Annotated in this window: 21 protein-coding genes; 19 read left to right on the top strand and 2 right to left on the bottom strand. The window is 49.9% G+C overall.

Going from position 1 to position 26,781, the window contains the following annotated elements; all coding sequences use genetic code 11:
- Positions 1 to 93 precede the first annotated feature (93 nt).
- The 12 genes from ispG (at position 94) to hemB (ending at position 14,378) form a co-directional block, all read left to right on the top strand.
- On the top strand, positions 94 to 1,215 hold the full coding sequence (gene ispG / locus AC506A_RS09780) for a flavodoxin-dependent (E)-4-hydroxy-3-methylbut-2-enyl-diphosphate synthase (protein ID WP_495460734.1): 1,122 nt from the start codon (positions 94 to 96) through the stop codon (positions 1,213 to 1,215).
- A 191-nt stretch (positions 1,216 to 1,406) separates the two neighbouring features.
- The gene (gene lonB / locus AC506A_RS09775) at positions 1,407 to 3,113 is read left to right on the top strand and encodes an ATP-dependent protease LonB (protein ID WP_495460733.1); all 1,707 of its coding nucleotides are present in this window, start codon (positions 1,407 to 1,409) and stop codon (positions 3,111 to 3,113) included.
- An 87-nt stretch (positions 3,114 to 3,200) separates the two neighbouring features.
- Entirely contained in the window at positions 3,201 to 5,555 is a 2,355-nt protein-coding gene (gene lon, locus AC506A_RS09770; RefSeq protein WP_495460732.1) for an endopeptidase La, read from the top strand.
- A gap of 19 nt (positions 5,556 to 5,574) precedes the next feature.
- A complete protein-coding gene (gene yihA, locus AC506A_RS09765) occupies positions 5,575 to 6,207 on the top strand; it encodes a ribosome biogenesis GTP-binding protein YihA/YsxC (RefSeq protein WP_495460731.1) in 633 nt (210 codons plus the stop codon).
- Between the two features lie 165 nt (positions 6,208 to 6,372).
- Positions 6,373 to 6,963, top strand: coding sequence for a non-ribosomal peptide synthetase module (locus AC506A_RS09760; protein WP_495460730.1), 591 nt, complete (start codon positions 6,373 to 6,375; stop codon positions 6,961 to 6,963).
- 333 nt (positions 6,964 to 7,296) lie between these two features.
- On the top strand, positions 7,297 to 7,695 hold the full coding sequence (gene speD / locus AC506A_RS09755; RefSeq protein ID WP_090983026.1) for an adenosylmethionine decarboxylase: 399 nt from the start codon (positions 7,297 to 7,299) through the stop codon (positions 7,693 to 7,695).
- Between the two features lie 169 nt (positions 7,696 to 7,864).
- The gene (gene hemA / locus AC506A_RS09750; RefSeq protein ID WP_495460729.1) at positions 7,865 to 9,247 is read left to right on the top strand and encodes a glutamyl-tRNA reductase; all 1,383 of its coding nucleotides are present in this window, start codon (positions 7,865 to 7,867) and stop codon (positions 9,245 to 9,247) included.
- Positions 9,248 to 9,314: 67 nt separating this feature from the next.
- Complete coding sequence (locus tag AC506A_RS09745) at positions 9,315 to 10,133, top strand: cytochrome C assembly family protein (protein WP_495460728.1); 819 nt, start codon at positions 9,315 to 9,317, stop codon at positions 10,131 to 10,133.
- 26 nt (positions 10,134 to 10,159) lie between these two features.
- A complete protein-coding gene (locus tag AC506A_RS09740) occupies positions 10,160 to 10,828 on the top strand; it encodes a precorrin-2 dehydrogenase/sirohydrochlorin ferrochelatase family protein (RefSeq protein WP_495460727.1) in 669 nt (222 codons plus the stop codon).
- Positions 10,828 to 11,799 (top strand): hydroxymethylbilane synthase, encoded by a 972-nt coding sequence (gene hemC / locus AC506A_RS09735; protein ID WP_495460726.1) that lies wholly within the window; start codon positions 10,828 to 10,830, stop codon positions 11,797 to 11,799. Before AC506A_RS09740 ends, hemC begins: the two co-directional genes overlap by 1 nt.
- Positions 11,796 to 13,364 (top strand): uroporphyrinogen-III C-methyltransferase, encoded by a 1,569-nt coding sequence (gene cobA, locus AC506A_RS09730; protein ID WP_495460725.1) that lies wholly within the window; start codon positions 11,796 to 11,798, stop codon positions 13,362 to 13,364. Before hemC ends, cobA begins: the two co-directional genes overlap by 4 nt.
- Before the next feature lie 18 nt (positions 13,365 to 13,382).
- Positions 13,383 to 14,378, top strand: a complete 996-nt coding sequence (gene hemB, locus AC506A_RS09725) for a porphobilinogen synthase (protein ID WP_495460724.1) — start codon at positions 13,383 to 13,385, stop codon at positions 14,376 to 14,378.
- Between the two features lie 32 nt (positions 14,379 to 14,410).
- Here hemB and AC506A_RS09720 read toward each other — a convergent pair whose 3' ends face one another.
- Positions 14,411 to 15,073 carry a Crp/Fnr family transcriptional regulator gene (locus AC506A_RS09720; protein ID WP_495460723.1) on the bottom strand — a complete coding sequence of 221 codons (663 nt, stop codon included), beginning with the start codon at positions 15,071 to 15,073 and terminating at the stop codon, positions 14,411 to 14,413.
- A 102-nt stretch (positions 15,074 to 15,175) separates the two neighbouring features.
- On the opposite strand from AC506A_RS09720, the gene hemL reads away from it, so the two are divergent.
- From hemL to murC, 6 genes are all read left to right on the top strand, one after another.
- Positions 15,176 to 16,477: a glutamate-1-semialdehyde 2,1-aminomutase gene (hemL, locus tag AC506A_RS09715; RefSeq protein ID WP_495460722.1), complete on the top strand. Its 1,302-nt coding sequence runs from the start codon at positions 15,176 to 15,178 to the stop codon at positions 16,475 to 16,477.
- Positions 16,478 to 16,505: 28 nt separating this feature from the next.
- Positions 16,506 to 17,480, top strand: coding sequence for an RluA family pseudouridine synthase (locus AC506A_RS09710; RefSeq protein WP_495460721.1), 975 nt, complete (start codon positions 16,506 to 16,508; stop codon positions 17,478 to 17,480).
- 97 nt (positions 17,481 to 17,577) lie between these two features.
- Positions 17,578 to 18,789 (top strand): LysM peptidoglycan-binding domain-containing protein, encoded by a 1,212-nt coding sequence (locus AC506A_RS09705; RefSeq protein WP_495460720.1) that lies wholly within the window; start codon positions 17,578 to 17,580, stop codon positions 18,787 to 18,789.
- Between the two features lie 522 nt (positions 18,790 to 19,311).
- Complete coding sequence (locus AC506A_RS09700) at positions 19,312 to 21,972, top strand: valine--tRNA ligase (protein ID WP_495460719.1); 2,661 nt, start codon at positions 19,312 to 19,314, stop codon at positions 21,970 to 21,972.
- A 30-nt stretch (positions 21,973 to 22,002) separates the two neighbouring features.
- On the top strand, positions 22,003 to 23,388 hold the full coding sequence (locus AC506A_RS09695) for a bifunctional folylpolyglutamate synthase/dihydrofolate synthase (RefSeq protein WP_495460718.1): 1,386 nt from the start codon (positions 22,003 to 22,005) through the stop codon (positions 23,386 to 23,388).
- 7 nt (positions 23,389 to 23,395) lie between these two features.
- A complete protein-coding gene (gene murC / locus AC506A_RS09690; RefSeq protein WP_495460717.1) occupies positions 23,396 to 24,790 on the top strand; it encodes a UDP-N-acetylmuramate--L-alanine ligase in 1,395 nt (464 codons plus the stop codon).
- A gap of 93 nt (positions 24,791 to 24,883) precedes the next feature.
- On the opposite strand, the gene AC506A_RS09685 is transcribed toward murC, so the two are convergent.
- A complete protein-coding gene (locus AC506A_RS09685) occupies positions 24,884 to 25,213 on the bottom strand; it encodes an ArsR/SmtB family transcription factor (protein WP_495460716.1) in 330 nt (109 codons plus the stop codon).
- Positions 25,214 to 25,351: 138 nt separating this feature from the next.
- On the opposite strand from AC506A_RS09685, the gene AC506A_RS09680 reads away from it, so the two are divergent.
- Positions 25,352 to 26,779, top strand: coding sequence for an SPOR domain-containing protein (locus AC506A_RS09680; RefSeq protein WP_495460715.1), 1,428 nt, complete (start codon positions 25,352 to 25,354; stop codon positions 26,777 to 26,779).
- Positions 26,780 to 26,781: the final 2 nt, after the last annotated feature.

Below are 26,781 nucleotides of genomic sequence, written 5' to 3'. Positions count from 1 at the left end.
TCCAATAAATAACACCTCAAATGCTTCCACCCTTGCGGCGCGGCAACGCTAATCGCAAGGGTGGACTTTGACGTTCATGGGAGAGGTTACCTGATGTATTTGCGCAAAGATACAGTGCCGGTCAAAGTCGGTCCGCTCACGATTGGCGGCAGTGATGAAGTCATTATTCAAAGTATGTGTACGACTAAGACAGCTGATGTTGAGGCAACCGTTGCCGAAATTCTACGACTTGAAGAAGCAGGATGCCAAATTGTCCGGGTTACGGTCAACAATAAGGAAGCTGCCGAGGCGATTAGAGAGATCAAGAAAAGAATTCATATTCCGCTTGTGGCGGATATTCATTTCGACTACCGCCTTGCACTTGCTGCAATTGAGAACGGTGTAGATAAAGTTCGGATCAATCCGGGCAATATCGGACGCCGTGAGAAAGTTGAAGCAGTCGTGAAAGCTTGTAAAGCAAATAATATTCCGATTCGGATCGGAGTTAATGCAGGTTCGCTTGAGAATCACTTGCTTGAGAAATACGGCTATCCAACACCAGAAGCCATGGTGGAGAGCGCACTTTTCCATATCGGAATTCTTGAAGAGCTTGATTTCCACGATATTATCGTTTCGCTTAAAGCTTCCGATGTGCCGATGGCAATCGAGGCTTACCGTATGGCGGCTGAAGTTATTCGTTATCCGCTTCACCTTGGTATTACGGAAGCTGGGACGCTTCATACCGGAACGATCAAGAGCTCGGCTGGTATCGGTGCATTGCTCGCAATGGGAATTGGTAACACTGTTCGGATCAGCCTCAGCGCGGACCCGGTTGAAGAAGTGAAAGTAGCACGTGAATTGTTGAAGACGTTCGGTCTGATTACAAATGCGGCTACGTTGGTTTCTTGCCCGACATGCGGCCGACTTGATATTGACTTGTTCTCCATTGCCAATGAGGTTGAGGACTACATCAGCAAGATCAAGGTGCCGATCAAGGTTTCCGTACTTGGCTGCGCAGTTAACGGTCCTGGCGAAGCTCGCGAAGCGGATATCGGGATTGCAGGCGCAAGAGGCGAAGGCATGCTCTTCCGTTATGGAGAAATGATCCGTAAAGTGCCTGAAGCTGAGCTGCTTGCTGAGCTTAAGAAGGAAATTGACGAGATTGTCCGCGTGTTTGAAGAAACCGGCGAAATTCCAGGGCGCAAGCATCAGCCCGGACCTCATGTAACCACATAGGAAAGCCATTCAAACTTTACGTATTTATAGCGATTATTCCATCCGGCCGGGGGCAATACTGAACAGTATGAGCCCCGCAAAGCCGGATTTTTTTTGTATGAAGAAAAACGGTGGAATCCGTTTCTTTCTTCCTGAGAAGGAGGAATGAATCAGCTACCGCCGCTAGTCTTCTTAAGAGAGGAGTAATTGCTATGAGTTTAAGTTTGATTTTGATGTTGATCCAAGTGTTTTTCGCTATCGTGATTGGTCTGTACTTCTGGAATTTGCTGCGCAATCAGAAAACAAATCGAACGGCTGTCGACCGAGAGTCCCGTAAAGAAATGGATAAATTGCGCAAGCTGCGCTCCGTTTCGCTGACGAAGCCGCTGTCTGAGAAAACACGGCCGCAAACGATTAATGATATTGTGGGACAACGCGACGGTCTGCGTGCGCTCAAAGCGGCGATGTGCAGTGCAAATCCGCAGCACGTCATCATTTACGGGCCTCCTGGTGTCGGGAAAACGGCCGCTGCACGGGTTGTGCTGGAGGAGGCGAAGAAGAATCCAACCTCGCCCTTCTTGCAAGACGCGAAATTTACGGAAATTGACGCTACAACGGCTCGCTTTGACGAACGCGGCATCGCGGATCCGCTCATAGGCTCGGTACATGATCCGATTTATCAAGGGGCAGGCGCAATGGGAGTCGCCGGCATCCCGCAGCCGAAACCCGGTGCTGTAACGAAAGCACATGGCGGGATGCTGTTTATTGATGAAATTGGTGAATTGCATCCGATTCAGATGAATAAGTTGTTAAAAGTACTGGAAGATCGCAAGGTGTATCTGGAAAGTGCGTATTACAACTCCGAGGATAACAATATCCCGATGTATATCCATGATATTTTCCAAAATGGCTTGCCCGCTGATTTCCGTCTTGTTGGCGCTACGACGCGTTCACCGCAGGAGCTGCCACCGGCGCTGCGCTCGCGCTGCATGGAGATCTATTTCCGTCCTCTGCTGCCGGATGAGATATCGCAAATTGCAGTTAATGCGCTCAAGAAAATCGGCTTGCCGCCTTCTCAAGAAGCCATTGATGTTGTAACACGATATGCAACGAATGGCCGCGAAGCCGTAAACGTGATCCAACTCGCTGCCGGACTTGCGCTTTCGGAGAAAAGGGATACGATTTCGGCCGCTGATATTGAATGGGTCGTCAACAGCAGTCAAATTCCTCCGCGTCCTGACCGTAAAGTGCCGTCTGCACCACAGGTCGGCTTCGTTAACGGACTTGCCGTATATGGACCGAATATGGGGACGCTGCTGGAAATCGAGGTAAGCGCAATAGGAGCAAGATCCGGAAAAGGTGTCTATACGATTACTGGGGTTGTAGACGAAGAAGAGCTGGGCGGTGGCAGCAGCCGAACGCTTAGACGCAAAAGCATGGCTAAAGGATCCATCGAGAACGTACTTACTGTACTCAGAAGAATGGGCATGAAGCCGGAGAATTATGATTTGCACATTAACTTCCCAGGTGGTACACCGATTGACGGACCGTCTGCCGGTATTGCGATGGCTACAGCAATCGCATCTGCCATTAAAGGGGAGCCAATCAGCAATAAGCTTGCAATGACAGGTGAAGTGGGTATCCACGGTAATGTGAAACCTGTCGGAGGTGTGCTTGCCAAAGTAGAGGCGGCATTCCAAGCCGGGGCAGATACCGTATTGATTCCGAGAGAAAATTGGCAGGCGATTTTCGCTGATTTGCAAGGTGTGCAGGTTATTCCTGTCGAGCATGTGGATGAGGTGTTCCGCCATGTGTTTGGTGCTGAAGATATGCAAGTTCAGTCTGCTTCACAGGCTCCTGCTGCCGATGTATTTATCGCAACCGGACTGCCCTATTTGCAGGCGGATTCCGTTGAGTGATAAAATGGATGAAAGCCCTAAGACTTAAGGCCGAGGGAATCGGTTACGAAAGATCTGTGAGGAAGCTTCAAAGACGGAGGTGCTGGAATGGGACCTGCTAAATGGAAAGGTCGTCGTATGCCCCTGCTGCCGCTTCGGGGGCTGCTTGTATACCCCAGCATGGTGCTGCATCTGGATGTAGGCAGGGAGAAATCAGTGCGAGCGCTTGATCGCGCCATGCTGGACGATCATATGATTTTGCTATGTTCGCAATCGGAAGTGAATATTGAAGAGCCGTCTCAGGAGGATATCTACCGGGTCGGCACGGCTGCAAGAGTAAGACAAATGCTCAAGCTGCCAAATGGTACAATTCGCGTACTGGTGGAAGGCGTTGTCCGTGCCGAAATTGTAGATTATTTGCCGAATGATGACTACTACGAGGTCACGATTAAAGAACTGCCGGAGGCGGAATCGACAGATCCGGAAATTGATGCACTCATGCGGACGGTGCTGAACCAGTTCGAGCATTACATCAATTTGTCGAAGAAAGTGACGCCGGAAACATTGGCGGCTGTCTCGGATATTGATGAGCCGGGCAGACTTGCCGATGTGATCTCCAGCCATCTTTCGCTGAAGATCAAGGATAAGCAGGATATTCTTGAAACCATCGATGTGCGTGAACGGCTTGAGCGCCTGCTTGATATTTTGAATAATGAGCGCGAAGTGTTGGAGCTTGAACGCAAAATTAGTCAACGTGTTAAGAAGCAGATGGAGAAGACACAGAAGGAATACTATTTGCGCGAGCAAATGAAAGCCATCCAGAAGGAGCTCGGCGAGAAAGAAGGCCGTGCCGGCGAAGTCGAAGAGCTTCGCGCACAGATGGCGGACTCCGGTATTCCGGATAAAGTGAAAGAGAAGGTCGAGAAGGAAATCGACCGTTTGGAGAAGATGCCATCGACTTCGGCCGAGGGCGGTGTCATCCGCAATTATATTGATTGGCTCCTTTCCCTACCTTGGAACAAGCTGACGGAAGATGATCTGAATGTGGCGAAAGCGGAAGGTATCCTCAACGAGGATCATTACGGACTCGAGAAGCCGAAGGAACGTGTGCTGGAATACTTAGCGGTACAGCAGCTCGTTAAGAAGCTGAAGGGCCCGATCCTTTGTCTCGTTGGCCCTCCCGGGGTTGGTAAAACCTCTATGGCTCGTTCCATCGCGAAGTCGCTTGGCAGACAGTTCGTGCGCATTTCGCTTGGCGGCGTTCGAGACGAAGCTGAAATACGGGGTCATCGCCGTACATATGTCGGCGCGATGCCTGGCCGTATCATTCAAGGCATGAAGACGGCAGGTTCGCTCAATCCGGTGTTCTTGCTGGATGAAATCGATAAGATGGCGATGGATTTCCGTGGCGATCCTGCTTCGGCATTACTTGAGGTGCTTGATCCAGAGCAGAACAACACGTTCAGCGATCATTTCATCGAAGTGCCGTTTGATCTCTCGAATGTCATGTTCGTGACGACGGCCAATGCGATCCACAACATTCCAAGGCCATTGCTGGATCGGATGGAAGTGCTGTACATTCCCGGCTACACCGAGCTTGAGAAGCTGCAAATCGCCAATCGTTATTTGCTTCCGAAGCAGAAACGCGAGCATGGCTTACTTGAAGAACAAGTGGATCTCGGAGAAGACGGCTTATTGCAAATCATTCGCGAATACACAAGAGAATCCGGAGTTCGTAATCTCGAGCAGCAAATTGCGGCCATGTGCCGAAAAGCTGCAAAAGCGATCGTAACGGACGAGAATGTGACTTCGATTAAGGTCGATTCTGCGAAAATAAAAGAATGGCTGGGACCGTCCAAATTCCGGTATGGCATGGCCGAAGTCGAAGATCAGATCGGCGCGGTCACAGGCCTTGCATGGACTGAGGTTGGCGGCGATACGCTCGTTATTGAGGTAACGGTGCTGCCAGGCAGCGGGAAGCTTACATTGACAGGCCAGCTCGGTGATGTGATGAAGGAATCTGCGCAAGCGGCATTCAGCTATACACGCTCACGTGCAATAGAGCTCGGTATTGACCCGCAATTCCATGAGAAGAATGATATCCATATCCATATTCCTGAAGGTGCGATTCCGAAGGATGGGCCGTCTGCAGGCATTACGATGGCGACGGCACTTATTTCTGCTTTAACAAATCGTCTGGTGGATAAAGAAGTGGCGATGACCGGAGAGATTACGCTTCGCGGCCGAGTGCTGCCGATCGGCGGTCTCAAGGAGAAATCACTCGCAGCACATCGGGCGGGCATCAAGAAGGTGCTGATTCCTAAAGATAACGAGCGCGACTTGCGCGATATACCGGACAGCGTCAGAGCCGATTTGGAGTTCGTTCCGGTCAGCTCGATGGATGAGGTTATCAAGCACGCGCTTGTGAAGGTGGAAGCAGCAGCACCGGTACAGACGCATTAGGAAAGCAGGTTGCTCAAACGTGAAGATTAAGAATGTAGAATTTGTTATATCCGCAGTTAGACCAGATCAATATCCGGTCGATGCCTTGCCAGAGTTCGCTCTGGCAGGGCGTTCTAATGTCGGCAAATCATCGCTCATCAATAAGATGATTATGCGCAAAGGGTTAGCCAGAACGAGCTCGCAGCCGGGCAAGACGCAGCAGCTCAACTATTACCGCGTGAACGACGAAGTATACTTGGTCGATTTCCCCGGTTACGGCTATGCCAAAGTATCGAAAGTACAGCGTGCACAGTTCGGCACGATGATCGAGACCTTCTTAAGCGACCGTGAGCCGCTGCATATGGTTTTCCTTATTGTCGACATCCGTCATGAGCCATCCGTGGATGACTGCCTTATGTACGACTGGCTGAAGCATTATGAAATTCCGGTTTGCGTCGTGACGACGAAGGCGGATAAGATTCCGAAGAGTAAGTGGGATAAGCATGTGAAGATCGTGAAGAAGAAGCTGGGCTTCCAAACAGGAGATTATCACGTTCTCTTCTCTTCAGAGACAGGCCTCGGCCGCGATGAGCTTTGGGCAATTATAAATCAATCGATAGAGGAAACAAGCGAAGAAGCGGAAGAAACAGAAGAAGTTTCAATCGAAAAGTGAGGATAACGCATAAAAGCAACGACTCTTCGTAAAATCTCCTTGATTATTCAGAAATATGCGTGAATATCGCGAATGGGCGGCAGGAATAAACCGCTTCGATCGGGTATAATATAGGTAAGCAACTGATTTACAAACGCGTTACTTTATAGAATTGAGGAGATTTTTATGGCTCAGCGGATAGCCACGGAGTATGTCAATGCTTCTCTGCAATTAACGGCTGAAGAGATGGCGGGATTTGTCCGGTTTTTTGAAGACCAGCATATTAAGCAGCAGATGCGGGTACTAGAGAACGGCAATCACGAGATGGTTCTCGAGGACGACGCAGGACGAGAAGAAGTCCGCCTTACTTTCGAACGTGAGCAAGATTTGTACGTATGCGCACTTTCATGCCGTATTGTACATCCAAGGCTTACGAACGCAATGCGCAAAGCGGTATCAATGTTCCGCGGAGATGCAGTCGTCAATCGCATTTATCCTAATTATACGATGATCTATCATTATGCCGGAGGAACTGTTCGCAAAATTGTCGAAATCAAGAACAATGAGTCGAGAGTGATCTTTGAATACAAAGATACGATCGGTCAGCTTGAAGCGACATTCCGTGTGAACGACATCGAGAAAGAAATTGAAATCGTGCAAGGGGCGATTAATCAATTGCTCGATTTACGCAATCAATGCAGTGATCGCGGGCAAATATCGCTTATCGATCAACGTCTGGCACAGCATGCGAAAGCACTCTTCTTAATGGAGGCATAAGAACAACCTTAGAGAATCATTCTTTTAAAGCCGCTCATATGCGGCTTTTTTTATTTGTGTAAAAATTGTTCGAGGCCTTCACCAGCTCAACAATTCATACATACGTTGTTAACTGGAGTTTTCTGTACGTTGTCAACTTAAATCTGCCCAAAAAAAACTGTTGCATTTCTGAGCGATAGATGTTATTTTTATTTTCGTTGCAATGAATAGGAACCAGGATTCACTCAGGACATGGTAATGTTGCGAGAGGAAAGTCCCTCGGGCAGTGAATGACGTAGGTCCTAGCGGATGAAATTACAAAACATTTTATTCCTAGGAAGGGGGAACCGAGAGATGGAATATTCAACTTTCGGAAGACACGTTGCTGTTGACACTTGGGGTGTAGATTTTGACCTGCTCAACAACGCGGAATTTTTACAAGCCCAAATGGTAGAGGCTGCAGAAGCATGCGGCGCTACAGTACTCTCAGTTCAAGCGAAACAATTTGAGCCACAAGGCGCAACAGTGCTCGTACTGCTGTCAGAAAGTCATCTTTCCATTCACACGTATCCTGAGAGAGGCTTCGCTGCTCTTGATTGCTATACTTGTGGAGAAACAGTCGATCCGCAATTGGCGATTGACTACATGATGTCTGTTTTGAAACCAAAAGTAACACATGCTAAGAAGCTTGTTCGCGGTATGGGTGAATTGCAAGTCGTGGAAGCGGATATGAAGCAAGTTGAGCTTGTGTAGCATTTTCATATGACTAAAGAGGGGCCGTGGAGAAATCCGTGGCCTTTTTTGATGCCATAAACCAAGACGCGCGTTTTCAAACAATTTTCATATTTGCAGGGGTACATCATGTCTAACTGTGCTATACTAAATGATGAAAAAATGATTAGTGAAGGGCAGGTGAACGCGCATGCACATTATAGTCGTCGGTCTTAATTACCGCACAGCACCGGTTGAAGTTAGGGAAGGCTTTACATTCTCTGAACGAGATCTGCCTGAGGCACTTAAGCAGCTGAAGCAAACGAAGAGCATTATGGAATGTGTCATTGTTGCGACCTGTAACCGCACTGAATTGTATGCTGTAGTTGACCGTCCGACGTTGTGCGGACATTATATACGCAGTTTCATGGAGAAGTGGTTTAAAACGCCGAGACAGCAGTTCACCTCGGATTTATATATGTATGAGGACGAGAAGGCGATTGACCATCTGTTCCGTGTCACCTGTGGTCTAGATTCTATGGTCATCGGCGAGACGCAGATTCTGGGTCAAGTCAAGAATGCGTTCCTTCTTGCGCAGCAGCAGAAGACTACAGGCACATTGTTTAATACGATATTTAAACAAGCTGTAACGCTTGCGAAGAAGGCACATTCCGATACAGCAATCGGTGAAGCTGCGGTTTCGGTCAGCTATGCTGCAGTTGAGTTGGGTAAACGGATTTTCGGACAATTCAACGGCAAGACGGTTATGATTGTCGGCGCCGGGAAGATGAGCGAGCTAACAGCTAAGCATCTGTACGCGAACGGTGTTGAACGAGTGTTTGTCGTCAACCGGACCTATGACCGTGCCGTGCAGCTGGCAGATAAGTTTAACGGAACTCCGCTGTCGATGGCAGATGCAATTTCCCGCTTGCATGAAGCAGATATTGTCATCAGCTCCACAGGCTCTGATGGGTTCGTACTTGGCCGTGAACAAGTTGCGGCTGCCATGCAGAAACGCAAATCCCGTCCACTCTTTATGATTGATATTGCTGTACCGCGTGACCTTGATCCTGCCATTGCATCGGTTAAGAACGTGTTCCTGTACGATATCGATGATCTGGAAGGCATTGTGGAGAGCAATATGGAGCAGCGTCGTGCCGAGGCTGCAAAGATTGAAACGATGATTGCGGCTGAGCTGGATGTGTACCGCGGTTGGTACAAAACATTAGGCGTCGCACCGCTAATTCGCGCGCTGCAGGACAAGGCGACTGACATTCATGCGGAAACGATGGACAGCTTGGCGAACAAGCTCCCGGGCTTAAGCGATCGCGAGCTTAAAGTCATCCACAAGCTGACGAAGAGCATCGTCAACCAAATGATGCATGATCCGATTCTGCGCATTAAAGAAATGGCAGGAGAGAAGCATGCTGACGAGGCCATGGATATGTTTGTGAAACTATTCGCCTTGGAAGACACGCTTGAACAAACGGAGAACAACGCAGAGCAGCGTAATCCTGCCGGGGCTAAAGAAGTCGCGTCTAACGGAGATACAATGCCGGTACTTAAAGGTACAATTGCGGCAATTACAAACTAAAATCCGGTAAACAATAGCGGGATTCTAGGTTACCAGATAACTTGTTCAAAGTTTGCGGAGGCCATCTATGGTTACACAAAATTGGTTTTATGATGGAATGCTTTATATCTATGCCCTGAGCCTTCTGTTTTACTTCTCCGATTTCGTTGATCGAAATCGGCAAGCGAAACAAGTGGGAACAGGGCTGCTTATTTTCGTCTGGGTGCTGCAAACAGGCTTTATAGTGAATCGCATCATCTCGCACCTGGACATGACCACCATCTCATTGTTTGAATATTTGCTCGTTTTCTCTTGGCTGCTTATCACAGTTTCTCTGGTGATGAGCCGTTTTTTTAGGATGGAGTTTATCGTCTTCTTCGTTAATGTGATCGGGTTCGCAGTATTGACCGTCAATTTGTTCGGTGTAGGCTCCGGTGCTTCACTTGAAAGATGGGAATTGGCGCAGAACATGCTGGTCGTTCATATTATTCTGATGATTTTGGCGTATGCCGCCCTTACAATCAGTGCGATTTTCTCAGGCATGTATATGTTTCTGTTCGCTCGACTTAAAGGAAAGCAGTGGACCAAGAGTATGCAGAGAATGCCGAGCTTGGATGTGGCGGATCGCTTCATGTTCAGGGCAGCGTTGATCGGTGCTCCGCTGCTGATGTTATCGCTGGCAGTTGCTGTTACTTCGATTCTCATAGAAGGGCGCTATGGACTTCTGCTTGATTTGAAGGTTATTTCATCTTTTATAGCATTGGCGATATACATCTGGAATTTGCTCGGGCACCGCTGGTTTGACGGTTCAGGCTGGAAGTTCGCAAGGCTGAATTTGATCAGCTACGGCGTCATGCTGCTTAATGTATTGATGAATCAAGCCTCTAATTTTCACGGCTGGTCTTAAAGGAAGCCAAGGAGTTGGTTGCAATCGTGAAGACCTATTATACAGTGATGGTGAAGCTTCTAGGAAAGCGCTGTGTCGTCGTCGGAGGAGGCTCTGTTGCAGAGCGTAAAGTGCAAGGGCTGCTCGATGGCGGGGCGGATCAGGTAGAGGTTATAGCGACCGATGCTTCGCCTGTGCTTCATGGGCTAGCTAGGGAAGGGTCTATCCGGCTAACGCAAAGGGAATACAGGAAAGGGGATCTCCAAGGTGCCATTCTTGTCTTTGCCGCGACGAATAATCGTCAAGTAAATGAAGAGATTGCAGCCTTGGGTGATCAGCTCGGTATACTCGTCAATGTCGCGGATATCAGCGATGAAGGCAGCTTCGTTACGCCTTCCACGGTGAGACGTGGTGAACTGCTGCTAGCTGTCACGACAGGTGGAGCAAGCCCAGCTTTGGCTGCTGCTCTGAAGCGGCGGTTATCCAAGCAATTTGACGAAAGTTACGGAGATTACGTCGAAGGGCTTCGATTGCTGCGAACGCGAGTGCTGTCGAGCAGCTTGAATCCGGAGCTCAGAACGACTGTATTGCGACTGGCTGCGGAAGAGGTTGCAGAGCAAGCAGAACAAAACGATGCACGAGGAGTTACCTATACAGAGAATCAGATCGAAGATTGGATGAGCAGGCTGCTGCAAGCGGCTGAGAGGAGCAAATAATGATGTCCCATACCAACGTTGAACCCCGTGTAATTGTAGTCGGCACACGCCAGAGCGCACTGGCTTTGACGCAAACCGGTCAAGTTATAGATCAGCTTAAAGCACTAAGTGAGCAGCATGGACTGCCGTATACGTTCGAAATTCGCAAAATCGTGACAAAAGGCGACCGCATTCTGGATGTAACGTTATCCAAGGTCGGCGGAAAAGGTCTGTTTGTGAAAGAGATCGAGCAGGCATTGTTTGATAAAGAGATTGATTTAGCCGTACATAGTATGAAGGATATGCCTTACGAGCTTCCTGACGGATTGATGAATGGGGCGGTTCCTAAACGGGTTGACCCGAGGGACTGTATTATTACGTCGAATGGTTTTACGTTCTCTGACCTGCCTAAAGGGGCTAAGGTGGGGACAAGCAGTTTGCGCCGTTCTAGCCAGTTGAAGAACGCACGTCCGGATTTGCAGATCGAATCCATTCGAGGCAATATCGATTCCAGAATTAAGAAGCTGGAGAGCGAAGGTTTCGATGCAATCGTGCTTGCGGCAGCAGGACTACATCGCATGAGCTGGGAATCGAAGATCTCTTCTTACCTGCCTGAAGATCTATGTGTGCCTGCCGTTGGCCAAGGCGCACTTGGCATCGAATGCCGAACAGATGATGCAGAAGTGCGTCATTTGCTGTCTCTTCTGAATGACCCTCTCACAGCTCTCACGGTATCCGCTGAACGGAGTTTCCTCGGAGCGCTTAATGGCGGCTGTCAAATTCCGATTGGAGCACATGCAACGATTGTGGAGAGCGGTGAGAATGGTGAATCGTGTCTTCTTGAGCTGACAGGAATTGTCGGTTCACCGGATGGCGGCATTTTGCTCAAAGAGACGTTACGCGGACATGACCCGGCAGCATTGGGATTACAAACTGCAGAAGCGCTGAAAGCAAGAGGAGCAGACCGTATTTTAGCAGAAGTAAGGGGATGAACGTTTTGCTGAAGGGGAAGAGCAAAGGGAAAGTCTACTTGGTTGGAGCCGGACCCGGCGATCCAAAGCTGATTACGCTGCGCGGGCAAGAATGCATCAGTAAATGTGATGTAGTTGTTTATGATCGTTTAGCTAGTCCCAGACTGCTCCGTTATTTAAAGCCGGGAGCAGAGAAGGTTTACGTGGGCAAGCTGCCTGATCGTCACACTATGAAACAAGAAGACATCAATCAGCTGCTCGTTGATTTGGCACTTGAGGGCAAGATCGTGACTCGTCTGAAAGGCGGCGATCCAACCATCTTCGGTCGTGTCGGTGAAGAAGCCGAGTTGCTGTACCACAATGACATTGAGTTCGAAATCGTTCCTGGCATTACGTCTGCAATTGCGGTACCGGCCTATGCAGGTATCCCTGTTACACATCGTGATTTGGCGTCTTCCTTATCGATTATTACGGGACATGAAAGCCCGGACAAGCTCGATCAATCCATCCATTGGGATAAAGTTACCCATGCAACGGGTACGCTTGTTTTCTTAATGGGTGTTGCTAAGATCGGCTATATAGCAGAACAGCTTATCAAGCATGGTAAGCCCGCACAAACACCTGTAGCCCTGATTCGCTGGGGGACAAGGGTTGAACAAAGAACGATTACGGGGACGCTGGAAACGATTGAAGAGATCGTCAAAGCAGCCAATTTCCAGCCGCCGGCAGTCATTGTCGTCGGTGACGTAGTCAAGCAGCGCGAGAAGCTGAAGTGGTATGAACTCAAGCCGCTGTTCGGCACTCGCGTACTGATTACACGGGCAAGAGCGCAAAGCAGTGATTTGGCGGAACGAATTGAGGAGCTCGGCGGCGAGCCTTGCGAATTCCCCGTTATTGAGACTCGTGAGCCGACAGATGCAGCGATTGTGGCCTCGGTCCATAGTGCCCTGCATGAAGCAGAACATTACGACTGGATTATGTTTACGAGTGTCAATGGCGTAGACTATTTCTTTACTTGGTTGAACAAGCTTCGCATTGATATCAGGAAGTTCTACAAAGCACGCATCGCAGCTGTGGGGCCTAAGACAGCCGAAGCGCTTGAGAAACGCGGTTTGTTCGTCGATGTGCTGCCGGTGAAGTTCCAAGCAGATGATCTGCTTGACAGCTTGTCGGACCAACTAGTCGCGGGCCAGCGCGTACTGCTGCCTAGAGGTGACCTGGCACGAGAAGTTCTCCCCCGAGAGCTTAAAGCGAAGGGGATCACACCTGTTGAAATCGATGTTTATGAAACGATTCTAGCTGACAACCAGGATGAAGAGACGCTTGAGCTGCTTCAGAAGCGCAGCGTACATGTCATTACGTTTGCCAGTTCCTCTACGGTAACCAATTTATTCGAAGTACTGCGTCGCATGGGCGTGCAAGATCCCCTTGAATTGCTGCAGGGTGTTGATATCGCCTGCATCGGCCCTGTAACGGCTAAGACGGCAGAAGAAGCCGGTTTGAAGGTTACGATACAGCCGGAAGATGCAACCATTGATGGACTTATTGATGCTATTGCTGAGTCGAGGCTTGCGCATCGCAATTAAGAAGGAGGCTTTCAAATTATGGCATTTCCAATTACACGAAACCGCAGACTTCGCCAATCCGGCGCGCTGCGTGCGCTGGTGCGCGAAACACATTTGTCCGTGGACGACTTTATATATCCGTTATTTGTTACACATGGAACAGGAGTGAAGGAAGAGATTTCTTCGATGCCTGGCGTTTATCATTTGTCCCTTGACCTGCTTCAGCAAGAAGTGGCTGCAGTCGTTGAATCCGGTGTGAAAGCTGTGCTCCTCTTCGGCGTTCCGGATTCGAAAGACGCTGTTGGTTCCTCTGCTTACGATACGAACGGGATCGTTCAACAGGCAACAAGAGCGATTAAAGAATGGGCTCCGCAGCTTCTGGTTATTGCAGATACATGTTTGTGCCAATTTACGGACCATGGACACTGCGGCATGATCCATCACGATGCACGCTCGGGCAATGCCGAAATAGACAATGATTCCTCGCTGGAGCTGCTGGTCAAAACAGCGGTATCTCAAGCAGAAGCTGGCGCAGATATTATTGCGCCTTCGAATATGATGGATGGGTTTGTCGGCGCGATTCGCGAAGGATTGGATGCGGCAGGATTTGAAAATGTGCCGATTATGTCCTACTCGGTCAAATATGCTTCCGCTTTCTATGGCCCGTTCCGTGAAGCCGCACATTCCACGCCGCAATTCGGCGATCGGAAGACCTATCAAATGGACCCGGCAAATGCTCGCGAAGCGCTGCGTGAGGCGGAAGCGGACATTATCGAAGGGGCAGACTTTCTTATGGTAAAGCCTGCGCTAGCTTATATGGATGTCATTCGGATGCTGAAAGAGACTTTTGATTTGCCGGTTGCGGCCTATAACGTGAGCGCCGAATATTCCATGGTTAAAGCGGCTGCGGCGAACGGATGGATCGATGAGCGCGCCGTTGTTCTGGAGACGTTGACAGGGATGAAACGCGCGGGTGCAGACTTGATTATTACTTATCATGCTCTGGATGCAGCACGCTGGCTGAGAGGCGAATAGTAACGATTAGCCATAAAAAAAAGCCTGAACGGTTAACCGTTCAGGCGGGCCAAATCGAGCTTGTATTCGTTAAAGCCAAACGTTAAAATTTTGCGATCCTCAAGGTCTCGAAGCACTTGGGAAAGTGCCAGCTTGGCTACACCAGCCATTTGAGCGAGTTCATCGTAGTTGAGCGGCATCTTGATCGTAATGACGTTACCGGCCCGTGTGCCGTGTCGATTCGCCATCAGAATGACATTCTTCAGCACCCGAGTACGTGAATCAACGAAGGTGAGATCGTAAACATGTTGATTGGTATCTCGTAGTCTACGGCAAAGCTCAGCCATAATATGACGTGTGATCTCGAATTGCTCGCGAAGCAGCTCATGGAAGTCTTTGCCGGAAATAACAAGCAGTGTCGAACTTTCCAACGTTTGAGCCGAGGCTGAGCGTGGACGACCGTCGAGCAGTGAGAGCTCGCCGAAGCTTTCACCGGACTGAATAAGTGATAATACTTTCTCGTCGCCGGAAGCGCTGCGAGTATAAATCTTAATGGAGCCTTTAAGCAAAATATAAAAGGCTGCTCCGAGGTCTTTCTCGTGAAAGAGCACTGTACCGGGCGTGAATGTTTGTTTTCGAGCAATAGACAGTATATGCTGAAGCTGTTCTTCGTTTAAACTTTCAAATAGCTGTATTTTCTTAAGCAATTCAATCACTTATGATCAGCCTCTCCCTCTGAACTGCATAACAGTTACAACCTGATAATCTCTTAGCAGTTTACCATACTAAAGTCACAATTTAACAGGCAGGTGCGAGAAATGAGCGAAAACAATCATAGAAGATCGGATGAACGTTCCAAAGAAGCTTTTGCACGCGCGAAAAAAGTCATTCCGGGCGGCGTAAACTCCCCGGTTCGTGCATTCAAGTCCGTTGGCTTAAATCCAGTCTATATGGATCGTGGCGAAGGCTATCGCGTCTTTGATATCGACGGGAACAGCTACATCGATTATGTAGCATCTTGGGGTCCGCTAATTATGGGTCATGCCCATCCGGAAGTAATCGAAGCCATTAAGAAAACAGCTGAGAAGGGCACGAGCTTTGGCGCCCCGACAGAGATCGAGACTTTAATGGCGGAGCTCGTCTGCGACCGTGTGCCGTCCGTAGAGATCGTGCGTATGGTCAACTCAGGCACAGAAGCGACGATGAGTGCGCTTCGCTTGGCTCGCGGTTATACGAAACGCAGCAAAATATTGAAATTCGAAGGCTCTTATCATGGTCATGCCGACAGCTTGCTAATTAAAGCAGGTTCAGGCGTAGCCACATTAGGCTTGCCAGACAGCCCCGGCGTACCGGAAAGCGTTGCTTCGCATACCATAACGGTGCCTTACAACGACCTTGCTTCGGTGAAGCTGGCATTTGAAAGCTTCGGTGAAGAGATCGCTTGTATCATCGTTGAACCGGTTGCCGGCAATATGGGAGTTGTACCACCGCTTCCAGGGTTCCTGCAAGGACTGCGCGAGGTTACGGAGCAGTACGGCAGTTTGCTTATCTTTGATGAGGTGATGACGGGCTTCCGCGTTCACATCAATTGTGCACAAGGCCTATATGGCGTAACGCCGGATCTCACTTGCCTTGGCAAAGTGATCGGCGGCGGTCTGCCGGTAGGCGCGTACGGCGGTAAGCGCGAGCTTATGGAAATGATGGCGCCAAGCGGCCCGATCTACCAGGCAGGCACACTTTCAGGCAATCCGCTTGCGATGGCTGCCGGCTTCACAACGCTTAGCCTTCTAACTCCGCAAACCTACGAGCACATGGAGCGAATGGCAGTTCGTTTGCAGCGCGGATTTGAAGCAAACGCAGCGAAGCACGGAATTCCAAGTACGATTAACCGCGTCGGATCGATGGTTTGTCCGTTCTTTACAGAGCAGCATGTCATCAATTACGATACGGCGAAGACTTCGGATCTGGAGCGTTTCAAAGTTTATTTTGCAGGGATGCTCGATCTTGGCATCAGCATTGCACCTTCCCAGTTCGAAGGGATGTTTGTCTCCGGCATTCACGATGAAGCAGCCATTGATGCGACCATTGCGGCGCATGATGAAGCGTTTCGTCGCTTGTAAGAACGCGTATTGTAGGAGCTGAGCAATAATGGAACAATCGATAAGCTATGAACGCAGCGGGGAGTGGCTGAAGCTGTCGGCGGAAACGCTGGCAAGCTTCGCTGGCTCCGCCAAAGCTGTACGAGTAATAGAGGCCGGCAGCCATCCGCATCATGTGCGGCAGTGGCTGCTGGCCCTTGGTTTATTTCCGGAGAAATGGCTGAATCGGCTGTTCTCGGTTGGTGGGATTCAAATGGAAGGGAGCAGCATCCTGCTGCGCACCTTTATTCCGGCGGATGCAAGCAGTGATGCCATCTTCCGTCTGATCTCGCAAGAGGATGCAGCTTCAAGTGTGTCACTTAAAGCTGGCTTGCTCTACTATGATGATTGGTGCCTTGTACTGGATAAGCCTGCTGGCATGCCTGTACATCCTTCAGTACCTGGTCAGCGCGGAACATTGGACGAAGAGGCAGCACGTGCAGGCTTGCACCGCGGGGATCGCCTGCCTGCCAAACATATTCATCGGCTGGACGATGATACGGCCGGTCCGGTTCTCTATGCGAGGAATGAACTCGCACAGCAGCGGCTGGACGAGGCGATGCGAGAGAAGTCAATCGGCAGGCAGTATGTCGCCTTGGTGCAAGGTATCATGAAACCGAGCCGCGGCACGATTAATCAACCGATCGGCAAAGACCGTCATCATAGTGGACGTCGAAGAGTTTCGCCGAGTGGCGAGCAAGCGATTACACATTACGAAACGATTGCGGTATATAAACGTGCTTCGCTGGTCCGAGTCTGGCTGGAGACCGGGCGGACGCATCAAATTCGCGTACATATGAGCCATCTGGGACATCCGTTAGTCGGTGATACGCTTTATGGCGGCTCTGATAGCAAGCTTCGCCATCAGGCGCTGCGAGGCGAGCAGTTGACATTTCGACACCCTTGGACGAATGAAGAGATCGTTTTGGCCGCCTCTGAACCGGAATGGTTTACTGAGGTCCGCGAGCGGGATGCTTCTCTGTGAAAATCGTAGTCATGCCTACCCACCCCTTGCCATATAGATAAATAGGGAAGAAAGCTGTAACCAAGCTTCTTGACAAGGGGAAAGGAGGACGACGAGCGTGCCCAGTCCGTCTAATGGTTTGCGATTTGATATTTATGAACGTGTACATTTGCCCGAAGATGTTGCGGCGATCGATGAGCTTGATGAGATCGAGCTCGTACCAAGAATCGGGATTGTTCAGCAAGACGAGCAGGTTTTGTTAAAAGGCCATTTGCTCCTTACAGGAGTCTATCGAGCGCAGGATGAGCCTTTAGCTGAACAATCTCTGGAACATTGGATTCCTGTCGAAATTACGCTGCCTCTAAATCGTATTCATCGATTGGATGACATTTCTGTTGAGATTGATAACTTTGATGTGGATCTGCTCTCCACTCGAACGCTCAATATTACGGGGGTTCTATCTTTGTTAGGTATCGAGATCGAGCAATCGGAACCCGAACAATCCTGGCAGCGTGAAGAGCCTATTACAGTCGTTCATTCAAGGGAAACCGAGGAAGCGCCGCGACTTACTCAGTATGATTACGAGCAGCGGCGGTTAGCGGCAGAATATGAACGGCAAGCCGTAGAAGAAGCCGCACTGCGCGAGGCTGCTGAGAATGAGGCTATCGCGGCAAGAGCGTCGGCTTGGGCGAGAGAGCAGGAGAGACAGGAAGCTCTGAATCGTGAAGCACAGGCTGCCTTATATCAAGTGCCAATCGCAGAGCCTACTGTTTATGAACCGAGTCAGTTCGCGTTCAATGCTAAAGCGTCTGAACCGGAGACCGTCATACCGGAATCTGCTGAACGTGAACCTCAGGTTCGCCCTCAAGTGCAAGCCGCTGCTGTACCTGTAGATGCGCAGCAGCAGGCGTACGGCGATGTCTCTGCTTCGGAGACAGAAGCCGCACGCAAGCAGATGCGCGTCGCACTCGCAAGCAAGCAAGCCGAGGATGAGGCCGAGCAGCAGTCGGCCGGCGGTGTCGGAATCAGGGCATTGCTGCAATCGAGCCGCAGGGAGCAGGAAGCCAGAGCCGCTGCAGAGCAGGTTGCAGAACGTGCAGCTGCGGAAGCCCGCAAATCGAGTGGTGACGAGATTGAGTGGAAGAACTTATTCTATGGCAGAGCAGGAGACGAGCAATCGTTCCGGAAGCTGCGCATCTGCATTGTTCAGCGTGAAGAGACGCTTGATGTCATTGCCGGGCGCTACCAGCTGCAAGCCCGCGAGATCGCACTTTACAACCGGCTCTCCGAGCAAAGTGTCAGTGAGGGCCAGGTACTCTATATTCCGTAGTCCGATATGATGGCGGCAGGACACACTATTCATCAGTGAGAAGCCCCTTTAGGTATGACCTTAACCGGTCCCTGAAGGGGCTTTTTGCCAGTTGTGGAAAGCTCGAATTAGGCCGCTATCCTGCTGGGATTGACGTGAACAAATAATAACGTGTATGATAGAAAAAATAGGGTAATACTTTTATTATAATGAACGTTGATGGGGAAGATTGGCAGGAATGCCTTCAGAGAGCAGAACCGCTGCGCTGAGAGGTTCTGTAGGATATGAACTGCGATTTGTCGCCCCGGAGTTGCTGGATGAACGAAGCATGATAATTCTTCGTAAGTACTGGCCGGCTGCAGCCGTTATCTGTTTAAAGTTGTCGGGCTAGCTGCGTCATGCGGAGCTCGGAACAAAGGTGGTACCGCGGAAGCTAAACCTTTCGTCCTTTGAATTAAGGGCGAGAGGTTTATTTTTTTTCGTTAATTACGCGTATTGGAATCCTGGAATGGATTAGAAATACAGTGGAGGTAGGATAAGCTGATGACACAAAAACAAGCAATGACTGAGATGCCAACAACGTATGATCCGAAGACGGCAGAGGCGAAATGGTATCCTTATTGGATGGAAGGCAAGTTTTTTGAAGCGGGCAAGCGCCCTTCGGCAGAGCCGTATACAATCGTGATTCCGCCGCCAAACGTAACGGGGATGCTGCATATCGGTCATGCGCTCGATTTTACGCTGCAGGACATTCTGATACGTACCAAGCGGATGCAGGGTTATGATGCACTTTGGCTGCCGGGCAGCGACCATGCAGGTATCGCTACTCAAACCAAGGTCGAACAGAAGCTGCGCGAGGAAGGTCAATCCCGGTACGACCTTGGCCGTGAGAAGTTTCTCGAGAAGGTATGGGATTGGAAGGCGCTTTATAACGAAACCATTCATGAGCAATGGGCCAAAATGGGCTTCTCTCTCGATTATTCGCGCGAGCGTTTCACACTCGATGAAGGATTGTCGCAGGCGGTACGTGAAGTATTCGTACGCCTCTATGAGAAGGGACTTATTTACCGCGGTAAGAAAATCATTAACTGGGATCCGGCTGCCCGTACGGCGCTGTCGGATATCGAGGTTGAGCATAAAGAAGTAAACGGTCACCTGTACCATCTGCAATACCCGTTGAAGAACGGTGCCGGCTTTATTACGGTTGCTACAACGCGTCCTGAAACGATGCTTGGCGATACAGCAGTTGCGGTACATCCAGAGGATGAGCGCTATAAGCACCTGATCGGTGAAATGATTGTATTGCCCATTATCGGCAGAGAAATTCCGATCATTGCGGATGAGTATGTAGAGAAGGAGTTCGGTTCCGGCGCTGTTAAGATTACACCAGCTCACGACCCGAATGACTTTGAAGTAGGTCTGCGTCACGATCTGCCGCAAATTGTTGTGATGGATGAGAGCGGTACGATGAATGCCGAAGCAGGTCCTTACGATGGAATGGATCGTGCAGATTGCCGCAAGAAGATCGTAGCCGATATGCAGGAGAATGGCGTTTGCATCAAAATCGAAGATCACGTTCATCAAGTTGGACACAGCGAGCGCAGCGGCGCCGTAGTTGAGCCATACTTGTCGACGCAATGGTTTGTTGATATGAAGCCGCTCGCGGAAGCTGCGATTAACGCACAACAATCCGGTAATGGGGTTAATTTCGTTCCGGATCGCTTCGAGAAAATCTATTTGCAATGGATTGAGAATGTACGTGACTGGTGTATTTCCCGCCAACTATGGTGGGGTCATCGCATCCCGGCTTGGTACTGTGACTCTTGCGGCGCTATGCATGTTGCCCGTGAAGATCAAAGCGCATGCTCCGCTTGCGGAAACGAATCCCTTCGCCAAGATGATGACGTGCTCGATACTTGGTTCAGCTCAGCGCTATGGCCGTTCTCGACACTAGGCTGGCCGGAGCAAACGAATGATCTGAAACGTTTCTACCCGACAGACGTACTTGTTACTGGCTATGACATTATTTACTTCTGGGTTGCTCGTATGATCTTTACCGCGCTTGAGTTTACGGACGAAATCCCGTTCAAAGACGTATTGATGCATGGCCTCGTTCGCGATGAGAACGGGAAGAAGATGTCCAAGTCGCTAGGTAATGGTGTCGACCCGCTCGATGTAATCGAGAAGTATGGTGCGGATGCTATGCGCTATATGATTTCGACCAGCAGCACGCCGGGACAGGATTTGCGTTTCCGCTGGGAACGTGTTGAGCAAGCGCGCAACTTCGCGAACAAGATTTGGAATGCATCCCGCTTTGCGCTTATGAACCTGGAAGGCGTAACAGCTGCGGATATCGATATTAACGTGAAGCTCGGCACAGCTGACCGCTGGATCCTGCACCGTCTGAATGCTGCAGTTGCTGACGTTACGCGTTTGATTGACAGCTATGATTTCGGCGAAACAGGCCGTGTGCTGTATAACTTCATTTGGGATGACCTCTGCGACTGGTACATCGAGTTCGCGAAGCTGAACCTAAATGGCCAAGATGCACATGCCAAACGCGCAACGCAGTCGGTACTTGCCTATGTACTTGATCGTACGCAGCGCCTGATTCATCCGTTCATGCCGTTTATCAGTGAGGAAATATGGCAACACTTGCCGCATGAAGGCGAGACCATTACTTTAGCGCAGTGGCCGGTATATGATAAAGCGCTGGAAGCGCCTGAAGCAGTTGCCGAAATGGAGCTTCTAATGGAAATGATCCGTGCGGTTCGGAATATCCGTGCTGAGGTTAATGTCCCTATGAGCAAGAAGGTCGAGCTTCAAATTAAGCCGTCCAGCGAGAGCGAAGCTGCTATTCTGGCACGCAATGAAGAATTCATTATCCGCTTCTGCGGTACGTCGAAGCTTACCATTAGCTTAGATCTGGCTGCGCCGGATAAAGCGATGACGGCGATTGTGACCGGAGCTCAAATGTATCTGCCACTGGCAGGCTTAATTGATATCGAGCAAGAAATCTCGCGTCTGGAGAAAGAAATTGCTCACCTGACGAACGAAGTGGAGCGGGTAGAGAAGAAGCTTGGCAATGAAGGCTTCGTTGCGAAAGCTCCTGCTAAGGTTATCGAGGAAGAGCGTGCCAAAATGGCCGATTATGCGGAAAAACGTGATATGGTGAAAGCGCGGATTGCCGAGTTAAGAGGCTAATCCGGACCGCCGGGAAGAAGGAAGAGAACGATGGAAAAACAACAGCAGATTGTTCCTGAGTCGGATACGGCATCACTCGCGAGCTATGAAGAAGCAAGAGAGTGGATTGAAGGACTAGTTGCCTTTGGCATCCGTCCCGGAATGGAGCGAATCGAGAAACTGATGGAGCTTACGGGCCATCCGGAGCGCCGACTCAAATTTATTCATGTCGCGGGTACGAACGGCAAAGGCTCTGTCTGCGCCTATTTAACAAGCGTCCTGCTTCGCTGCGGATATGATGTGGGGACGTTCACGTCCCCTTATATTACGAAATTCACGAATCGCTTCCAATATAATGGGGCGGATATCCCGGAAGAAACGCTGTTGATGCTTGCCAACAGGCTGAAGCCTTTGGTTGAAGAAATCGCAGCAACAGAGCTCGGTTCGCCATCGATGTTTGAAGTCTCGACTGCACTAGCGATTCTGTATTACGGAACCGTATCCTATCCGGACTTTGTCGTGTGGGAGACCGGTCTGGGCGGCCGCTTGGACGTGACAAACATCGTAACGCCGCTTGTTTCTGTTATTACGAATGTCGGCCATGACCATATGGATATTCTTGGCGATACGATTGAGGCTGTTACAAGAGAGAAGGCCGGTATAATAAAAGCCGGTGTTCCGGTCATCAGCGCAGTCAGCCAGCCGGAAGCAGCTGCGATCATTAGAGAAACGGCTAAAGCGAAGAATAGCTCGCTCTATATGCTTGGAGATAAGTTCACGATCGAGCCGCTTCACGTGGAAGAGAATGAACAAACGTTCCGTTTTGATGGCATGTTCCGTTCGATTGAGCCGCTCACGATTACGCTTAACGGTGTACATCAGCAGTCGAATGCCGCTGTTGCCGTCATGACGCTTGAAATTATGAGACAATACTATGCGCTCATTCTAGAAGATGAGGATTTAAGAGAAGGGCTTCGCACGGCTGCCTGGCCTGGTCGGCTTGAAATGATCGGTTCATCGCCGCGGCTTCTAATCGATGGTGCACATAATCCGGAAGGCGCGCAAATGCTGGCGGAGTCGCTTAAAAGCACGTACCGGTACGACAAACTTCATCTCATGATGGGGATGCTCGCGAACAAGAATCATCGTGACACATTGCGGCATATACTACCTCTAGTGGATACGCTTGTCGTGACCGAGCCGGATTTTCGAAAAGCATTGCCGGCGCAAGAGCTGGCAGCGCTTGTTCAGGAAATTCGGGAGCCAATCGGCCGTTCCTTCGAGCTCATCATCGAACCGAATTGGAAGCTTGCACTTGAGCGGCTGCAGTCGCTCTCGAATGCGGATGATTTGGCAGTCGTAACCGGTACTCTCTATTTGATTGCCGACGTCCGCTCCCAATTGCTCTATAATAAGGATTCTGAAAAAGGTTGGTGAACCGTCTTTGAATACGGCAGAACACGTACATTTCATCGGAATTGGCGGTTACGGCATGAGCGCAATCGCGCGCGTTATGCTGGAGATGGGCTATAAAGTGACCGGCTCTGATGTTGCTCGGCAAGAACTTACAGAGAAGCTTGCTGCTAACGGAGCCCGCATTTACATCGGTCATGAGCCAGAGCATGTCAAAGGAGCAGATCTGGTCGTCTACTCGACGGCGCTGTCTCGGGACAATGTGGAACGCAGAGCGGCAGAAGAGCTGAACATTCCTATTTTGCACCGCGCTCAAATGCTTGCAAGATTGATGAATAACGGCAAAGGCGTCGCAGTTGCTGGAGCACATGGAAAAACGACGACATCCTCTATGATCGCGCTGGTCATGGAAAACTGTAAACTCGATCCTACGTATATCATCGGAGGCGAAATCGTCAATGTCGGCACAAATGCTAAAGCAGGCAAAGGCGAGTATGTTGTCGCGGAGGCTGATGAGAGCGACGGGTCATTCTTGCAGTACCATCCCACAATCGCCATTGTTACGAACATTGAACCGGATCATCTCGAAAACTATGACGGTGATTTCAATAAATTGAAAGCGGCTTATGTACAGTTTCTAAGCCAAGTTAAGCAAGGCGGCAGTGCGATTGTTTGCGCTGACGACACGAACATGCAAGTGATGCTCCCAGAGCTGATCGCCGGTCCGCTTGGCAGTGAGGGCGTTCTGACGTACGGCATCGAACAAGAGGCTACCTACCGTGCTCAGAATATTTCGCTTGGCGATCGTAAAGCATCCTTCGATATGACACGTCATGGTAAACTGCTCGGTCGCATTGAGTTGTCTGTTCCTGGACGTCATAACGTGTATAATGCGATGGCTACCGTCATTACATGTCTGGAAGCCGGTTTATCTTTCGAGGCAATCGCGGCAGCTATCGTCGATTTCCGCGGGGCGAAACGCAGGTTCCAGGTGCTCGGCGAAGTAAATGACATCCTGGTCATTGATGATTACGCGCATCATCCGACGGAGATTGAGGCTACAATTAGTGCTGCCAAGTCAACGGGCAAACGGATTATCGCCGTATTTCAGCCGCAGCGTTACACGAGAACCTTCTTCTTGTTTGATCAGTTCAGCCGTGCATTCACTGAAGCGGATGAGGTGCTGATCACGGATATTTATTCCCCGGCCGGCGAGCAGCAGATTGAAGGCGTAAACTCGAAGAAACTCGTAGATCTTATCATTAAGAACAGCAATGCCAACACAACCTACTATCCTACGAAGGATGAGGTGCTGGCCGTTCTGACTGATCAAGTGCAGCCGGGTGATCTAGTGATTACGATGGGTGCGGGCGATATTTGGAAAGTAGCGGATTCGCTTGCTAAGACGCTGCGGGCTAGAACGTAATAGAAGAATGCATAGAACCCCACTTCTTTATTGAAGTGGGGTTTCTTTTTTTATGGTAGTGCTTTTTTTGGCTGTACTTACGATCCGCCTCTCCTACTCTTCAGCATTCTGATCTTTTTCTTGCAGCTTCTTTAAATAATCGTCTAATTGATCGAATCTCTCTTCCCATGTACGGCGGAAGGAACTTAACCAATCGTCGAGCTCCCGGAGAGGTTTAGTCCCGAGCTTATAGATTCGCTTGTTGGCGACAGGGTGAACTTCGACGAGACCGGCTTCCAGGAGGACGCGCAGATGTTTGGACACTTGCGGTTGATGAAGGCTAAGCCGTTCGGCGATTTCGCCAACGGTATGTGGGCCGTCCCGAAGGAGCTCGACGATACGTAACCGATTAGGCTCGGCAAGAGCGCTCATTGTGGAATTCATAAACTGAATATACCTCATAAGGAATATTCCGGTCAAGGAATGCAAGTTGACGCGTATTGCAGCTTCGAGAGGCGGGTCATATTTCTCTTAACTTTTTCATAGACTCTTACTAGAGTATGTGGACAAGGAGAGAATGCGATGAGTGCTAAAGGACGCATAACGTACCGTTTTGATCGGCAGAGCGGAGCTCGGGTTGAGCAGAAGCCGGAACAGAAGCAGGAACAGAGGAATTCCGTGAATGTCGTACCTTTCTTTCAAGAGGAAATGAAATTCACTTCCGAAATAGGTTCATGGAACAGCCCCTTTCAAAATGATGCCCATGCGCTCGAGCAGCTCATTCGTGAGGCAGATGGCCAGTTGCCGAAAACACGGAAGCCGAGCCCGAACGATTCGGCAAAGTCGATGAAGCAGGAGAACTTCTTGCAAGACGCAGTGCAAGAGCATCTGCCATTGCATAGCGAACAGGCGGACACGATCCTGCTAGGCGATGAATATGAGGAGCCGCGTAAACGGATTCATGCAAATCCGAACGTGATTGATATGTATCCGATTCTCGATGCGGAAGAAGAAGAGCGTGAGAGACGACGCAGTGAGATGCAAACGAATGCTCGCACATCGTTCGGCTCTTATATGAGCGGATCGAATCAACGGCCTTCCAAGGGACCATCATGGTTTAAGGTGTTTGCTTCTGTAACTGGCGCTATCGCGACCGGTGCGCTATTTGGGTACTTTGTTTTGGCGTTGTTCACGGGTAACGGTTCGTTTGGTTCGAATAATGCGGTTAACCAGACAGGGACCACCGTAAGCGGGTCCATTACAGACGGGACAGACACAACCAAACAAAGCGGAAGCGCTGCTGCTAATGGCAAGGTCAATGAGCCATCATCTGCAGGAGCCTCTGATAGCAGTGGCGCAGTCGATAACGGGAATGGCTCAACGGCAGCCCAATCGATGATCAAAGTAAACGTGCCGGAGAGCTCTTATTATATGCTTCAATACGGCGTATTCAGCAACGAAGAAGGGTTAAATGCCGCTGTTGATGAGCTCGTTTCTAAAGGGTTGGCTGCTGCACCGCTTACAACGCAAGAAGACTATCGGGTCTATATAGGGATGTCTCCGGATCGAGATGAGGTGCAAATGCTTGGACAACTGCTGCCTAATATGGATGTATATGTAAAGCAAATCGATCTTCCTGCGGTGAGCAGTATCGCTTTCAAAGGCGAAGCTTCTGTAGTGGAAGCCTTCTTCGAGCAAACGAACGGATTGATCGCCAGCTTGGATCGACTTACAGTAGAACGGCTGAGCGGCACTACAGATGAAGCGGGAGACTGGAAAGAGCTGCACCAGCAGTGGATCACTTCGGCTAATGCGCTTGCAGCAGGATTAACCGATAAAGTGAACAAGTCGTCGCTGCAGAAATTGACACAATTAATTAACACAGCAGCTGTAGCCGCTGAGGAATATATTAAGAAACCATCCGATGCTTACCTGTGGTCCATGCAGTCCTCCCTCATGAAAGCTGTGTTCGCGGAGAAAGCCTGGTTTGAATCCATGGATGCATTGTAAAG

Source organism: Paenibacillus sp. N22P23 (assembly GCF_059383735.1).
The sequence above is the reverse complement of the archived record's forward strand: the minus strand, read 5'-3'. Positions and strand labels throughout refer to the sequence as shown.